This window comes from Pedobacter sp. BAL39, assembly GCF_000170795.1.
Taxonomy (GTDB): Bacteria; Bacteroidota; Bacteroidia; order Sphingobacteriales; family Sphingobacteriaceae; genus Pedobacter.
Genome location: NZ_ABCM01000005.1, coordinates 164,490 through 180,163, shown reverse-complemented (window position 1 = coordinate 180,163; position 15,674 = coordinate 164,490). Strand labels below are relative to the sequence as shown.

General features: G+C 44.8%; 10 protein-coding genes and 1 tRNA gene. 4 read left to right on the top strand and 7 right to left on the bottom strand.

Annotated features, from left to right (window positions below):
* Position 1 precedes the first annotated feature (1 nt).
* The 5 genes from PBAL39_RS08805 to PBAL39_RS08785 form a co-directional block, all read right to left on the bottom strand.
* Complete coding sequence (locus PBAL39_RS08805; protein WP_008240485.1) at positions 2-865, bottom strand: ABC transporter permease; 864 nt, start codon at positions 863-865, stop codon at positions 2-4.
* On the bottom strand, positions 849-1,988 hold the full coding sequence (locus PBAL39_RS08800) for a glycosyltransferase family 4 protein (RefSeq protein WP_232282919.1): 1,140 nt from the start codon (positions 1,986-1,988) through the stop codon (positions 849-851). The genes PBAL39_RS08805 and PBAL39_RS08800 overlap by 17 nt, the downstream gene beginning before the upstream one ends.
* A gap of 85 nt (positions 1,989-2,073) precedes the next feature.
* Entirely contained in the window at positions 2,074-2,586 is a 513-nt protein-coding gene (locus PBAL39_RS08795) for a UpxY family transcription antiterminator (protein ID WP_008240483.1), read from the bottom strand.
* Between the two features lie 4 nt (positions 2,587-2,590).
* Positions 2,591-4,996, bottom strand: coding sequence for a tyrosine-protein kinase family protein (locus PBAL39_RS08790; RefSeq protein ID WP_008240482.1), 2,406 nt, complete (start codon positions 4,994-4,996; stop codon positions 2,591-2,593).
* Positions 4,993-5,745 carry a polysaccharide biosynthesis/export family protein gene (locus PBAL39_RS08785; protein ID WP_198139797.1) on the bottom strand — a complete coding sequence of 251 codons (753 nt, stop codon included), beginning with the start codon at positions 5,743-5,745 and terminating at the stop codon, positions 4,993-4,995. The genes PBAL39_RS08790 and PBAL39_RS08785 overlap by 4 nt, the downstream gene beginning before the upstream one ends.
* A gap of 175 nt (positions 5,746-5,920) precedes the next feature.
* Here PBAL39_RS08785 and PBAL39_RS08780 point away from each other — a divergent pair, with 175 nt between their 5' ends.
* Positions 5,921-6,685, top strand: a complete 765-nt coding sequence (locus tag PBAL39_RS08780; protein WP_039866321.1) for a glycosyltransferase family 2 protein — start codon at positions 5,921-5,923, stop codon at positions 6,683-6,685.
* A 52-nt stretch (positions 6,686-6,737) separates the two neighbouring features.
* On the opposite strand, the gene PBAL39_RS08775 is transcribed toward PBAL39_RS08780, so the two are convergent.
* Both PBAL39_RS08775 and PBAL39_RS08770 read right to left on the bottom strand, forming a co-directional pair.
* Complete coding sequence (locus PBAL39_RS08775; protein WP_008240479.1) at positions 6,738-7,766, bottom strand: PAS domain S-box protein; 1,029 nt, start codon at positions 7,764-7,766, stop codon at positions 6,738-6,740.
* Between the two features lie 870 nt (positions 7,767-8,636).
* Positions 8,637-8,709: transfer RNA gene (locus PBAL39_RS08770), tRNA-Thr, on the bottom strand.
* 177 nt (positions 8,710-8,886) lie between these two features.
* On the opposite strand from PBAL39_RS08770, the gene PBAL39_RS08765 reads away from it, so the two are divergent.
* The 3 genes from PBAL39_RS08765 to PBAL39_RS08755 all read left to right on the top strand — a co-directional run bounded on the left by PBAL39_RS08765 (position 8,887) and on the right by PBAL39_RS08755 (position 15,674).
* Complete coding sequence (locus PBAL39_RS08765; protein WP_008240475.1) at positions 8,887-11,244, top strand: patatin-like phospholipase family protein; 2,358 nt, start codon at positions 8,887-8,889, stop codon at positions 11,242-11,244.
* Positions 11,245-11,387: 143 nt separating this feature from the next.
* Positions 11,388-12,809 (top strand): glycoside hydrolase family 125 protein, encoded by a 1,422-nt coding sequence (locus PBAL39_RS08760; protein ID WP_008240474.1) that lies wholly within the window; start codon positions 11,388-11,390, stop codon positions 12,807-12,809.
* A 48-nt stretch (positions 12,810-12,857) separates the two neighbouring features.
* A complete protein-coding gene (locus PBAL39_RS08755; RefSeq protein ID WP_008240473.1) occupies positions 12,858-15,674 on the top strand; it encodes a PAS domain S-box protein in 2,817 nt (938 codons plus the stop codon).

Sequence of the window (15,674 nt, the reverse complement as noted above, 5' to 3'; positions counted from 1 at the left end):
GTTAAACGGTGTCGACGAAGGTTTTCTCTACTCTGTTAAATATGATGATGCCGGTTGAGGTAATGGTGATTGTGGCGATCGTACAATAGCCTATGCTTGCCCAGCTGAAGCTCCCTGCACCAAGAAAGCCATATCTGAAGCTTTCTATAATAGGGGTCATTGGGTTGTAACTGATGATCCATGCATAGTCAGGGTATTTATGAAGCGCAACGGAAAGCGGATAGATTACCGGGGTGGCATACATCAGTAGCTGAACACCAAAAGTGACCAAAAAAGCCAGGTCCCTGTATCTTGTCGTCATGGCGGAGATGATCATGCCCATCCCCAATCCGAGACTGGCCATCAGCAGTAGGTTAAATGGTAGCAGCAATGCGTAACAGTTAAGGCGAACGGGAGTGCCGGAAATAAAATAGTAGGCGATGATGAGTAGAAAGAGCAGCATCTGCACTCCAAAGCGAATCAGATTGGAGCATACGATGCTCAGTGGCATAATCAATCGTGGGAAATATACCTTTCCGAAAATACTGGCATTGTCTTTAAATACTGTGCTGGTTTTATTGAGACAGTCGGCGAAATAATTCCAGGCCGTGATTCCAGCCATATAAAACAGTGGTTGGGGTAGTCCATCTGTAGATATGCCGGCAAGGTTGCCAAAAACAAAGGTAAATATGAGGGTGGTGAATATCGGTTGTATAAAAAACCATAATGGGCCGAGGATGGTCTGTTTATAGAAGGATATAAAATCACGCTTCACCAATAACATCAGTAAGTCCCGGTGTTTCCATGTTTCCTTAAGCTTCAGGTCGAGCATCCTTGTGGATGGGCTGATTTCAATGTCCCATTGCTCTTTAATCTGTTGTGGCATGATGGATAAGTTTCTCCAGTTGTATGGTATAATTGTGAATATTAAAATGCTCCAGACACTGCCGTTGAATTTCCTTCTTTTCTGCTGTTGTTGCCGGATGCGCTAAACGCAGTTTAAGGGCTTCGCAGAGTGCCGGGACGTCGTCGGGATCAATGGCTGTTCCCATAGCAGGATGGCGTACTGCGTCCAGACTTCCATCTTTATTTCCGCATATGACCGGTAGTCCATGAGCCATGGCCTCGATGAAAACGAGTCCAAAACCTTCTTTTTTACTTGGAAGTACAAAGAGGTCTGCAGATAGGAAAAGCATTGCGAGGTCTTCCTCTTTGATGTAGCCTGTGAGCATCACCTGCTTTTCCAGTTTGTGTCGGGACAGGAGTTGAAGGATGTTCTCTTTTTCCGTCATTTCAATGGGGCCGGCAAGAATATATTTAAGGCTTGGTATTTCTTTGTGAAGCTGCGCCATGGCCCCGATGACTTGTGTGTATCCTTTGAAGGTTTCATTTGGTGTAATGCGACTAAGGGTTAGCATGACTTTGTCTGTTGGGCGAATGTGAAGGTCTGAAAGCATTGCCTGGGGCTTTTCAAAAGATCGAGGAAGTGCCATAAAAGGGTCAAGTGGGTTGTTCAATACTTGGCATTTGTCTACACTGACGCTCTGGAGACCAACCATCTTGTCTCTTGTAAACTGACTGACGCACAGAATTTTATTTGCAATTTGGCAGATCTTTCTTTTGGAGCCCGTAAGTGGCTTCCATACTTCTATGCCATGGGCAACCAGCAGAATCTTACATCCCGGGTTGACGATGTGAATGATCCGTGCAACGGGCGACAGGTTGATATGAGTTAGGATGAGGGTGTCTGATCGAAGACCTTGCCATATGGCGCTGAGTGAAAACCAGAACCTGTTAGAACTGAAGGCGAAATAACGCTGAGCCGGAAGATACTTGCTAATGAGATCTGATGGCTGGTCGTAGCAAGCGAGCACCCTGAGCAGCCATGAGTTTTTTATGCTAAGCTGGTCAATGGCATAAGACATGATGCGGTTGACGCGTTGAATGCCTCCTGGAGCGCCAAACATCTGCAAGGTAATTACGGTTATTTTATGTTGCCTTTTTTTCACAGCTTCGCCTCCTAAGTCACATATTCATGTTGTAACTTATTAGTAGTCAATCTTTTTTTTATGCGCCGTTGCGCGGGTCGGGCGGTTATCTTCTTCCAATCAGTGATGCCGGAATATGCACGAGAATGGCATGATTCAGTTCTGTCATCCTGACTAGTAATTTTTTTTGTGATCGATAGGCCACTACTTCTCCACTCATTCCTTGTAAGGGGCCTGCTTTTATCGTAATTTTCTCTCCTTCCAGCAAGTTGTTCTCTGTGATTTCAAGCTCGTAGGGGCTTGCTGTTAGTAACTTGAGTTGCTCTATCTGCTGTTCCGGCATCGAAGCGATGTGGCCGGAGAAATAGATGAACCTGGCAATGCCGCTGGTCATCAGGACTTCTGCCTGCTGCTGTCTGCTGATGTGTACAAATAGGTAGGACCTGATCAATGGTTCTTCTACCCATTTTTTTCGATCGCTCCATTGCTTCATCTGTCGTTGGAGCGGCAGGTAGCTGGTGATATTTTTGCGTGTAAGCTCACTGTATGCTTTTTTTTCTGCTCGCGACTGCGTGCATACAGGATACCACTTTTTTATGTCTCTTTCCGTTGCTTCCATCCGATTAAGATTTAAACCAGGATCTGATGTTCCACCAGCGGTCTGGCGTTTGTTCGTCGAGGTAATAGGCTTTTCCGTCAGGCTGATGATAGCTGCCAAAAGCTGCATTGCCGTTATTTCGTTTATAGATGTCTGCGTACAGACTGTTGTCTTCAAATGCATTTAAGATGATATAAGTATTGTCCAGCTTGTATTGCGTGGACAAACTTTGCGGAAGGTTTGCGGCTGAATTTTTGGATACACCATAGCGGATGACGAATATGCTGATGTCCGCCCATCGAATTAAAGGTATGGGGTCTGAGACCAGCCCCACGGGAGCCGTATCTATAAGTATGATGTCATACTTGGTCCTCAACTCACTGATCAGGCTTTGCATACGTTTGCTGTGTAAGAGTTCGGCCGGATTGGGTGGGGTTGGACCGGAGTGGATGTAATCCAGGTTTTTGTGCCCGGAATGATGAACGATGTCTGCAGACTGCAATTGTCCGATAAGGTAATTGCTGAGCCCATTGTCCTTTTGTGCAGGAAATGTCTGATGAAGTTTAGGGCGTCTTAAATCCGCATCAATAATGACTGTCTTTTTATCTATAAGAGCCATGGTGCTTGCGAGATTTACGGAGACGAATGATTTTCCTTCACCGGATATTTCAGAGGTGATGCAAATGACCTTACTGGTTTTCTCTGCAGCGATGAAGTTGATGTTGGTCCTGATGTTCCGTATGGATTCTGCGAAAATTGACCTGGGCTGGCTCAGACAAAGGATGTTGACATCTTCCTTTTTGCCGCTGAGAACCATTGTTTTCCTGAGCGATCCAAGAATTGGGGTGGATGTTGCCTCCATCACGAAAGTCGCGTCGTAGATATATGTATTCAGTGCACGGATCAAGATGATGATGGCGATACCGCTCAGCAAACCCAGTACAACTGCCGTCCTATAAATTTCCTTCTCCCTGGGCGACACAGGGGTTTCGTTAGTCTCGGCACGCTCAATGATGGTTGCTCCCGGTACGATAGCTGCTCTGTTGATTTGTGTTTCAAGATTTTTTTCGGAAAGAAAAGAAAAAACCTTTTCATTAAGCTGAAAGGTGCGACGAAGGCCAAAGAGGTCTTTTTCTGCTGTTGGCAGTGACGAAATCTGCCCGTTGATCTGCGCGATCTGCCCCGCGAGGTAGTCTATGCTTTTTCTGGTCCTGGATTGAGAGGCATTGATGTTCTCCATTGCTGCTTTCCTCACTTCCTGAATCTGACGGTTCAGGCGCATGACGGCCTGGGCATCGCCGTTATATACTTTAAGTAATTCTTCCTTTTCATGCAGCAGTGAATTGAGGTTCTGGGCCAAAGTGGCGAGAAGGGGGTCTATGGTTCCTTCGAGGCTCAGGTTTAGTGGTGTGTTGGTTTGCTCGGTGGTGATGGTGTTTCTTAGCTGATCTATGGCAATGAGCTGTATTCTCAGGATAGACTGTTGAGACTCCAGGTCGCTGACTTTGTCTAACGTGTGCTCAGAGGTGACACTAATGTCCATGACCTTACTTTGTTGCTTGTATGTTTCCAGTGACTTTTCTGCGCCTGAGACTGCTGATGAAAGGTGTTTAAGTTGTTCATTAATGAAGCCTATCATCTGCGTAGCAGATTGTGTTTTCTGTAGTTTGTCATAATCCAGATATTCCTGAAGGATTGCGTTGAGAATGTCCGCAGCAAACCTGGGATTTACATCTGTCTGCTGGAGGCTGAGGATATTGCTGTTTTTGCCAGCCTCCCCGATGCGTAGCCCCTCGCGAATCCGGTCGAGGAAATCTTCGGGGGTATTAAACCGGAATAGATAACTCGAAGAAGGGGCTGCTTGGGCTGTATTGCGGATCATGAAGGAGACATTCCCCACCTTGATCCTCGAATTGAACCTGAAATTCTTCCGGATATCCTCTTTACCTATGGTCCAGGTCAGTGTAAATTTTTCATGATCTATAGGGTCGAATAGAATGAGCTGGCGACCGGATTGAAGACTATCAATCTTCAGGATGTCAATTTGTAGCGGCTGTTGCGGATATAAGTCTGTTTGCAGCAAACGTTCATAGCTATAAAAGCTGATATGATACTGGAGTCTTTTAATCGCGTTGAGCAGCAGATGTCTGCTTTCGATTGCAAAACTTTCGCTTTGCATATTGGTGGCGGTATTGGTGTTTAAAGCATCAGCAATGTCTGAAAGTGCGGTCTTTTGTTCCTCAAATTTAAGGATTGCGGTAGTGGCGTAAGTTTTTGGTGTATACCAAAGATAGGCGTATGCCGCAATCAGGCAGATCAGGGTTGTTGAGGCGATGATGTACCATCTGCTGAATAGTACCATCGTAATTTTCAGCAGATCAACCTCGCGATGGGAGGGTCCTCTTTGTCCCTTTCTGGATTCGCCCGTCATTTTGATATGGTGTAGATAATTAATGCGGTATTCATGATCAGCAGAATGGGCTGTAATATCGAAGAAAGTGAGGATGTTTTTTTTCTGCGCTCCGCCTGTTTGTTGCTGGATACGTAGATGACATCGTTATTCTGAAGTAAAATCCTGCTGGTTGAAGCGGATTTTATGTTGCTGAGGTCGACTTCCATAAGTTGCTGCTTACCTTGATTTTCGCGCATTATCCTGAGATTCTTGCTGTTCGCATCGCCGGTAAGACCGCCAGCTGCACCCAGGGTTTCTATTAAGGTTGTGTGTTCTGTCAATAAGGGGTAGTTGCCTTGCTTGGTCACTTCGCCCAGTATGGTCACCTTCAGGTTGATAATTTTCAGCTCGATGATCGGGGCTTTGATTTCCTTGCTATAAAGTTCCTGAATTTTTTTTTCTGCCTGGATACGTGTAAGTCCTTTTACAGCTGTGCTGCCTAAAATGGGCAGTGTGACATTGCCATCACGCTCTACTCTGTAATTGAGCTCTTCCAGAGATACGGCTGCGGTCGCTACAGACGCCCCAGGTGCATCTATAATGTACTTCGGATTTTGGAGGTTCCGGATCTGGAGCAGGTCTCCGGACTGAATCTGGTATCCTTCGCCATCATTGTTGTCAGTCGTGGAGCTGAGGTGGTAATCGACGGAGGTCGATGTCTGGAAAAGCGCCCCCTCTCGCTGTATTCCGCAGGAAACACAACAGGAAAGTATTAGAAAAATAAACAAAATGAAGGACAGTTTTTTTAACAAAACCATAGGGTTGGATCGATTACTTTATTTCATTTATAATTTATAATTTCCGAAAATACATATTTTAGTTGCCTTTTCTTATATAATTGACTTGATTTAAAAAATCTATTCCCAAATATTTTAAAATTGTTACTTTGAATCTGTGTTTTTAATGAAAAATGTTAAAATATCTATTGTTACGGTAGTTTTTAATGGTGAAGCTACTTTGGAACGTTGTATTGACTCTATTGTTAATCAAAATTACTCTAATATAGAGTATATTGTCATAGATGGTAAATCTACAGATCGAACGATAGAAATTGTTACAAAAAAACGGATGCATGTTCATGCTTTCAGATCTGAATCTGACAAGGGGATTTATGATGCAATGAATAAAGGCATTGCTTTGGCTACCGGTGATGTAGTCGGGATGCTGAATGCAGATGATTATTTCGCTGATGAAGATTGTGTAAGAAGGATTGCGGCCACCTTTGAAAACACGCAGGCAGACATGGTGTATGCCGATCTTGATTATGTGGATGTAGCCGGCAAGGTGCTGAGACAATGGAGGTCAGGAGCATTTCAGCGGTATATGTTTCATTGGGGATGGATGCCACCACATCCGACATTTTATGCGAGAAGAATTTTGTTTGAACGATGGGGCGATTATAGCCTGTTTTATGGAACTGCGGCTGACTTTGAGTTGATGGTCCGCTTTTTATATGTGCATGGTGGTGTGGTGGGCTATCTTAATAAGGTTACTGTGAAAATGGTTGCCGGAGGGGTAAGCAATGGAGATTTTCGTAGTCGTATCGCCGCATGGAAAAATGATTATCGCGCTATGAAGAAAGCAAGACTGCCTTTGCCACTGATCAGTGCGCTGTTGAAACCTCTAAGAAAGATTGCTCAGTTTTTTCCTGTTTTGGAAAAACGTTAGTGTAGCTATGCTGAGTGGATGAATTGTGGAGATGCTACAGTGGATTGACCAGTTATATTTTATTGATAACTTCCCTGATCATGTCATCCAGCTCGGAAGCGCTGCTGTCCAGAAGACCGAGCAATTCTTTCGATTCCTGGTTCAGGCCCTCTTCTTTCATGAGGTCTATGAGGCCCATGATGTTGGCCAGCGGTTTACGGATCATGTGCGACTGGTTCATGGCGATGGTCATAAAACGTTCTTCGTTTTTGTCGATGGTCTCATGCGCATAAGAGAGGCTTTCCGTGAGCGACGAGTAGTTGGCCAGCTGCAGGAGTTTTCTTTTATGGATGTTGGTTGCCGAGCCAAACCAGAGTTCCAGATTTCCCGACGAATTGTAGAAAGGTTCCATCCTAAGGATAAACCATTCTGCCTCACGGTGGTGCCCCTGCAGGCGAACCTCAATTTCCATTGATTTTTCCATCTTTATGGAGCGGTTCCATGCCGAGCAGAACGTTCGCTTGTCGGCGGCAAACACACCATTAAAATCCTTTTGTCCAAGCTGATAGCTTTCGTTAAAATACGACTTTGTACGCTGGTTGATGAAGTTGACGCTTCCGTCCGGCAGGGCTGTCCAGATCATGTTTGGAATGGCATTCAATAGAAATTCAGATTTTCGTTTTTGCTCTTCTGCCTCCTGTTTTCTGCGCAACAGCTCATTTTCGTATTTCTTGCGGTCTGTGATCTGCTGTATCGTTGCGTTGATTACAATAATTTGCTCCTTATCATCTTTATGGGCCACAGCGTTAAAGAGTGCGTCAAAATGATGGTCCCCAGAGTCGAAGCTGAAATTTACTTCATTTACAAATCCGCGGATGCTCAGTAATGGCATGATGATCATTTGGTGGTAGAGTCCCCCGGTTTTATTAAGAATTTCGTAAATGTTCGAGGAAGTAACAGTTTCTGTTGAAAGACCAAGCCATTTGCATAACGTCTGGTTTACGCTGGCAATTTTACCATCAGGGGTGTAAGATATTAATCCCGAAGGAGAGTGCTGGTAAAGGAAGTCAAGGCTGGTGAATGCTTTCAACTGTTCTGACATGTCTGTTCTTTTAAAAACGATTTACCATCTTAAGATCTCCTTGTCGTTATTGAAGTAACGCAAAGAAACAACGAAATCAAATATACCGATTTCCAATCGCTTGTCACAATTGTGTTATTCATAGAATTATCCTCACCTCTTTCACTGTATTGAAACAGCACATTTTGTGTTTGAACATACGAATTAATTTGTGAAAGATGTTTAATATTTTTTCTGAAAAATTGCTTTTTGCCTATTCAAACAAAGATGTGACAATCGGGGGCTGGGTGTTTGAAGTTGTCTGAGTGGCATTTTTTGATGTAACTGCTTATAAATTAGTGTTTACAGCCACTGGAAATCACGGAATTGATTTATTTCCAATGGGTACCAAAGGTTGCAACGAATTTTCTTTTATGCTAACAGATGTCTTTCGGTTAGATTTTGGCTTACGTAAGCTTATTAACCTATCAGGAAGAAAAAGCAATATTGTAAGCTTTATGTACACTGCCAGTAGTAACAATAATTCATTAGTAAACCAATATCAGTAACACACTTTTTTACTGTAAACTTATTTCAGTATAGGACAGGCTATATGACGGCTATACCACGGCTAAGGTTCACAAGGGGTTGACGTAGGGTTGAAGAGGGGTTGGCTAGGTCAAATGGGTGTTTAACCTTGTTAACCCCTTGTCAACCCCTCTCCGTGACGCCTTCAGACCTAGCCGTTATATAGCCGGTATATAGCCGGTTTGAACGCTGCGGTAAAACCATTTTTTTGTAAATTCCTGAAAATTAAAGAAAGGATCCTGAATCTTGGCCGTGACTAAAACCGCGCTAAAAAAATCAGCAATCAAAAAAGGAGCACTTTTTAAAGTGCTCCTTTTCTGGGAGAGCCTTCTATCGGGATCGAACCAATGACCTACTGATTACAAGTCAGTTGCTCTACCAGCTGAGCTAAGAAGGCTTCTTTTACGCGTCAGCAGTAATGCTGACGTCTGGCAAGGCCACAAAAGTATAATTTTATCGCCTTTTGACAAATTATTTTTTCAATTATCCTGCATGTGTATGACTGTGAAGTTTTTAATATGCTGGAGATTCCTGAAAAAATCAGATATTTATAATTTTCATCTCAAGATTGTATATGCCGAAGCTGTTGATACTTTTCCTGACGATACTGGTCTGCTCTTCCCTGTTGTTCAGCACAGGTACCTTTGGACAATCTCCTGCGGGGAAAAAGCGTCCCAAAGTAGGACTCGCCTTAAGTGGTGGAGGGGCAAAGGGGCTTGCACACATCGGCTTGCTGAAGCTAATCGATTCTTTAGGCATCAAAATCGATTACATCTCGGGAACAAGCGCCGGAGCTATTTTCGGAACTTTGTATGCCATGGGTTATACTCCGGATACATTGAAGAAAAAGGCGCTGGAAATCAACTGGCGCCGTGTGTTGAGTAATAAAGTGCCACTACACCACATCAATATTGAAGAAAAAGACGAATACGACAATTACATGATTGAATTTCCGCTGGTCGCCGGGAAACCACGGCTGCCAGGAGCGTTGATCGACGGGCAATATCTTTCTGAAGTGCTCAACACTTTAACTTATCCTGCGAAACATATTTCCGACTTCAGTAAGTTGCCTATCCCGGTAAGAATTACCACCTCAGACATTGTTAACGGAGAACTGGTCCTGCAGGAGAAAGGATCTTTACCGTTGGCATTGCGCGCAACGATGGCAATACCTGGTGCATTTACCCCGGTTTATATTGACGGGAGATTATTGGTAGATGGCGGACTGGACCGCAATTTCCCGGTTCAGGAAGTAAAAGATATGGGAGCAGATGTGATCATTGGTGGTTATACAGGCTTTAGGTTATACAAAGAAAAGGAGATGGATAATCCTATGCGTGTATTGTACCAGACCTATGCTTTTCGGTCTGTTGCCGATGCAAAGGAACAACAAAAGCTGACAGATGTTTTTGTTGATTTCACTGCGGCACTTGCCGACTACTCTGCGGCTGAATTTTTTCACGATGATGAGATCATTGCGATTGGTGAGCGGGAAGCACGCAAATATCTTCCCGAACTGATCAGAATCGCGGAAGACCAGAAAAAATATGATGATGAGCCGGTAAGGGCGCCGCTGCAGGATCCGATACTGCCTATCCTGAACATTAATTATCAGGATGATAAAGGGGAGCCGCTACAAGATCAGAGGATGGAAGAACTGGCGGCCTCAAGAATGAAACTCCGCAGTGGGAAGGCATACCCGGTAAGGGAGGTCAACGAGGGGATAGAAAATTTATACGGAACGCAGTTTTATGATAAGGTATATTATACTTTTGAGAATAGTGCTGATACAGGATTGAATATGAATGTCAGACTGAAGCTGGGCAAGCCAGGGGTTTTCAAAGCCGCTGTTCACTATGATACAGAACAATCTGCAGGATTGATGGTCAATTATACCTATCGAAATGTGCTGCTGGAGAAATCGAGGCTGGTAGCTACGCTGGACCTTTCGGAACGGTTTAAGGCACGGCTGGATTACTATAAGTTTCTGGGCCAGAAGAACAGGTTTTGGTTGAAGGCGGCATTTAATTACCAGGCATTGCAGAACAATTCGCTTTTGTATAGGATCATCGCCGATAACAGTTATTTCAACAATATGCTGACTTCAGAGCTTTCGCTGGGTTACAGCATCGGACGTTCCAGCGCATTGAGTATTGGCCTAAGCCATGAAGAGGAAGCGATCAAGCGGGGGCCGAACGTGTTCAAGCGTATTTTTGGTGAAGGGGAGGACATCCGGACAATCTATAGCCATAGCAATGAAGCACTTCAGCTGACTTTCAGGCAGAATACGCTCGACAATGCCTATTTTCCGAGGCGTGGAAATGTGCTGGCCTTGCAACTCAAGTATCTTGTGAACAACAGGCTGACCACAAGGACCCCGGAGTTGGGCGATGTAAATGGACAGGCGATTTACGATTTTCTGAATCCTACAGATGGTCTTCCAGGCAATGTGCTGCGGTTTTATCTGACGGAGACCTTCGTCAAGCGCATCAGCAGGCAGCTTTCTTTGCAGCTGGGTGCTTCCTGGGGATTCAATAGCACGTCAAAATATGGTATTGACGGATCTGGTTATCTTTTTGAAAATGCAAAGTTTAGCCTTGGCGGGATCGAGCCCCGTCAGGAGTTGGCGCAGGTCAGCTTTATTGGCCTGAAGCGGGCGGAGTTTGCTGCAGCTAACTTTAGCGCTTTCGGTTTGGCGGTACAGTACCACATCGGTGGGAACCTCTATCTGAGCCCGCAGGTAAACCTGGGCTGGGAAAACAGAGGACTAAATCCCTTCAATGTGTCCTTTGATGACGATTACCTTTTTGGTTATGGTGCAAAGCTGGGTTATCTTTCTTTCATCGGACCCATTAACTTTGCCGTCGGCAAGACCAACGGATTCGAGCGGAACAACTGGCGAATGTATTTGTCGATAGGCTTCAAGTTTTGATTTTTATAGTTGCTAAAACTATTTAATCTTTCCTATCTTCGTTTTTGACCTTTGAGTTGCGGCCCCCCGGTCAGCGTATCAAATCCGATACTTTGAAGGGAGTCGTTCAATTTTTAGCGTAATTTAAAACCAAATATTAAAAAATGAAAAGAAGATCATTTATTCAAAAAGCAGGCATTCTGAGTGCAGGACTGATGGCAAGTGACCTGGTGGCTTTTGCCGCAGATCCGGCTTTTCCTGTGGTTAGGGTGGCTGCAGACAAGCGTCATTTTACGAGTAAAGCTGTAGAAAGTGCCATTAAGGAATTCGGAGCTAAAGTGAAAAATAAGGAGCTTGCCTGGTTATTTAACAACTGCTTCCCGAACACACTGGACACAACCGTAACGTATACAGAGCCTAGTGGCAGGCCTGATACTTATGTGATTACCGGAGATATTGACGCTATGTGGCTGCGTGACAGTACCGCTCAGGTATGGCCATACCTTCCTTTTCTGCAGCAGGATAAACCATTGAAGAAACTGGTGCGCGGAGTCATCAACCACCAGGTGAAATGTATCCTTAAAGATCCTTATGCGAATGCTTTCTACGGTGATCCAAATAAAGTAGGTGAGTGGGGAACTGACCTTACCGACATGAAGCCAGGTGTGCATGAGCGTAAATGGGAGATCGACTCATTATGTTACCCGGTCAGGTTAGCTTACCATTACTGGAAGGAAACAAAAGATACAACTCCATTTGATGCAGAATGGCAGTCGGCAGTAAAGCTGATCCTGAAAACCTTCAAAGAACAGCAGCGTAAAGAAAACGATGGTCCTTATCATTTCCAGCGTCAGGCGGCCAATCCGACCGACAGCTTGCCGATGCACGGGTTTGGTTATCCGATAAAACCAGTAGGTTTGATCTGTTCATCATTCAGGCCGAGTGACGATTCCAGTGTATTCTCTTTCCTGGTTCCCTCCAACTTTTTTGCTGTTACCAGTTTAAGGCAGGCTTCAGAAATTTTCCGGGCAATTAAGGCAGATGAGCAAGTGGCAGCTGAAATGGATGCGCTTGCTGCAGAGGTAGAAGCGGCATTGAAGAAACACGCCATTGTAGATCATCCTGACTTCGGTAAAGTGTATGCCTTTGAGGTGAATGGTATGGGTAGCGTGCTCCTTATGGATGATGCTAATATTCCTAGTTTGCTTGCACTGCCTTACCTGGGTGCCGTTTCAAAGGATGATGCGATTTATCAGAATACCCGTAAGATGATCCTTTCTGTAGAGGGCAACCCTTTCTATTATAAAGGAACGGCAGGCGAAGGTATTGGCGGACCGCATGTTGGAAAGGACATGATCTGGCCAATGGCGATCATTGCCAGAGGATTGACGAGTTCAAGTGAAGAAGAAATCAAGCAATGTATCAAAATGTTGCAGTCAACGCATGCTGATACTGGTTTTATGCACGAATCTTTTCATAAAAATGATCCCAAAAAGTTCAGCAGGTCATGGTTTGCATGGACAAATACCATATTTGGAGAATTTCTTTGGAAAACTTATAAAGAAAGACCACATTTATTGAGTTAAATTTACGGGCGCGGATCTAAACCGCCTGTTGACCTACTCAATAACCATATGAAAATACCAGCTCTGCCGTCTAAAGAAAAGGAAAGATTGAATGCTTTGCGGAGCTACCATATCTTAGACTCAGGGGTTGATTCTGAATTCGAAAGGATCGCAGAGCTGGCATCTTTAATCTGCGGCGTACCTGTAGCCATGGTCACCCTGCTGGATGAAAAAAGGCAATGGTTTAAGGCAAAGATCGGTGTACATTTCACCGAGGTGCCACGGGAAACTGCTTTCTGCCAATATACCATTCTTGGGAAGGATATCTTTGAAATTCAAGATGCCAGGTTGGACGACCGCTTCAGTGGGAATCCTTTTGTGGTCCATGAACCCAACATCCGTTTCTATGCAGGTGCACCACTGATTGACCCCAATGGTCATGCCATTGGCTCTATATGCGTCCTCAGCCCAGATGTAAAGTGCCTGGGCGATGCACAAAGGCGGGCGTTGACCTTGTTGTCAGAAGAAGCCATGGGCCTGATTGTGACACAGCGTGAGCGTCAGGAACACATTTATTTTGATAAGCTTTACCGCTTGTCGAGCGACATGATCTGTATCGCCGGTACTGATGGCTTTTTCAAAAAAGTAAACCCTTCCTTTGAGCGGATCCTGGGTTGGTCCACGGAATATCTGCTGAACAATAGTTTTCTGGATATGTCACATCCGGATGATCTTGAAGCAAACACTGCGGAGCTGAAAAAGCTTGGTGACGGACATACAACCCAAAATTTCACCGTGAGGTTTCTTACAGCCAAAGGAGATTACAGGGCATTGCAATGGACTGCTACGCCGGAGCCGGGATCGTCAAGTATTTTCGGTATTGCTCGTGATGTGACCGAAGAAAACCTTCGTGATGAACAGCTGAAGGCCAGCGAAAACAACCTGAGGTCATTCTTTGACAATTCGCAGGGACTGATGTGTACGCACGATCCCGAGGGTAAGTTTATCTCTGTGAACAATACGGCGTCGGAGATCCTGGGTTATACACCTGAAGAGCTGTCGCTGATGAGCCTTTACGACCTCATCCCTTCAGGTCACCATCCTATGGTAGTTTCCTACTTAAAGGATATTATTGAGAATGGTATTGCTTCAGGGCTGATGACCATTCTGCATAAGGATGGGACAGACCGGGTATTGTTGTACAAAAACGTAGTGGAAAGAGACCTTCAGGGACAGCCGTATATTATTGGTAACTCCATTGATATCACTGAAAAACACCGGTTGGAACAAACGTTGAAAAAGACAAAAAAACTACTGGAGCAGACCAATTATGTAGCTCAGATTGGTGGCTGGGATTACGACCCTGTCAGCAGAGAGGTAACCTGGAGTGATGTGACCAGGGCCATCCATGAGGTGGGGCCTGATTTTATACCCAACAAAGAAAACACGGTGAGCTTTTACCGTGATGAAGCACATCGGGTACAGATTGTACAAGCATTCCGGGATGCGATCAGTGAGGGGAAATCCTGGGATCTTGAGCTGGTCATTGTGACGGCTAAGGGACGTCAGATGTGGGTCAAGGTGTTGGGGAATGCAGAATTTAAAGATGGGAAATGCAGGAAAATTTATGGGACCTTCCAAAATATTCATGAGCACACCAAACAACGTACGGAATTAAAGAAAGCAAAAGAACTTGCTGAGCAGGCCAGCATGGCGAAGTCGGAATTTCTGGCCAATATGAGCCATGAGATCAGGACTCCGCTGAATGGGGTCATTGGGTTCACCGACCTCGTTTTGAAGACAAAGCTGAGTCCTGTGCAGGAACAGTATCTCCGCATTGCGAATGAGTCTGCTAATGCGCTGCTAGGCATCATTAACGATATTCTTGACTTTTCCAAAATAGAATCCGGAAAGCTGGAGCTCGATATTGAAAGCTGTAACCTCTATGAACTCGGCAATCAGGCTGTAAATATCATTACATTCCAGGCTCAAAGCAAAGACCTTAAAGTGCTTTTTAGCATTCCTGGTGATTTGCCACCGTATATTTATGCGGACTCTTTACGGTTGAGGCAGGTGCTGATTAATTTGCTCGGCAATGCGGTCAAGTTTACAGATCATGGGCAGATTGAGCTGAAAATTAAATTCGTGGGTGTCAAGGACTCCGGTCACTTTGTATTCCGTTTTGAAGTCAGGGATACCGGAATTGGGATCAAGCTGGATAAACAGGGGCAGATTTTTGAGGCTTTCTCCCAGGAGGATGGCTATACGACAAAAAGATATGGAGGAACTGGCCTGGGGCTCACTATCTCCAATCAGCTACTTGGTTTGATGGGTAGTAAACTACAGGTGAAAAGCAGTCCCGGAAAAGGAAGTACCTTTTATTTTGACTTGCGTCTGAGGGTTGGTTATGAAGAAAACCCGGGTATACTGCCGCTCAAAAAAACAAGGAAAAAGATTGCTGTGCATGATGTTGCGGAAGAGCGTGGCGATGAGAAGGCCATTCATGTTTTGATTGCCGAGGATAACATCATCAATATGCTGCTGGCGAAAACCATTGTGAGAAGGATTGTACCCAACTGCATCATCAGGGAGGCTTTGAATGGCCTGGAGTGCCTGGAGCAATGTGTGGATACACCACCGGACATCATTCTGATGGACATCCAGATGCCGGAGATGAATGGATATGAGGCTGCGGTGCAAATCCGCAGATCTGACAAGCTGATGCATGTGCCCATAGTGGCACTTACAGCGGGAAATGTAAAGGGCGAAAAAGAAAAATGCCTGGAATCAGGCATGAATGATTTTCTGGCGAAGCCAGTTCTGGAAGAGGAAATTGCTGCAGTATTTAAGAAGTGGCTGAAACCTGTTCCTTATGCGGAGCAGTGA

Coding starts and splice junctions, on each gene's coding strand:
- PBAL39_RS08775 (WP_008240479.1), bottom strand. CDS start 7,766: ATGTCAGAACAGTTGAAAGCATTCACCAGCCTTGACTTCCTTTACCAG.
- PBAL39_RS08790 (WP_008240482.1), bottom strand. CDS start 4,996: ATGACGGGCGAATCCAGAAAGGGACAAAGAGGACCCTCCCATCGCGAG.
- PBAL39_RS08780 (WP_039866321.1), top strand. CDS start 5,921: ATGAAAAATGTTAAAATATCTATTGTTACGGTAGTTTTTAATGGTGAA.
- PBAL39_RS08805 (WP_008240485.1), bottom strand. CDS start 865: ATGCCACAACAGATTAAAGAGCAATGGGACATTGAAATCAGCCCATCC.
- PBAL39_RS08795 (WP_008240483.1), bottom strand. CDS start 2,586: ATGGAAGCAACGGAAAGAGACATAAAAAAGTGGTATCCTGTATGCACG.
- PBAL39_RS08760 (WP_008240474.1), top strand. CDS start 11,388: ATGAAAAGAAGATCATTTATTCAAAAAGCAGGCATTCTGAGTGCAGGA.
- PBAL39_RS08765 (WP_008240475.1), top strand. CDS start 8,887: ATGCCGAAGCTGTTGATACTTTTCCTGACGATACTGGTCTGCTCTTCC.
- PBAL39_RS08755 (WP_008240473.1), top strand. CDS start 12,858: ATGAAAATACCAGCTCTGCCGTCTAAAGAAAAGGAAAGATTGAATGCT.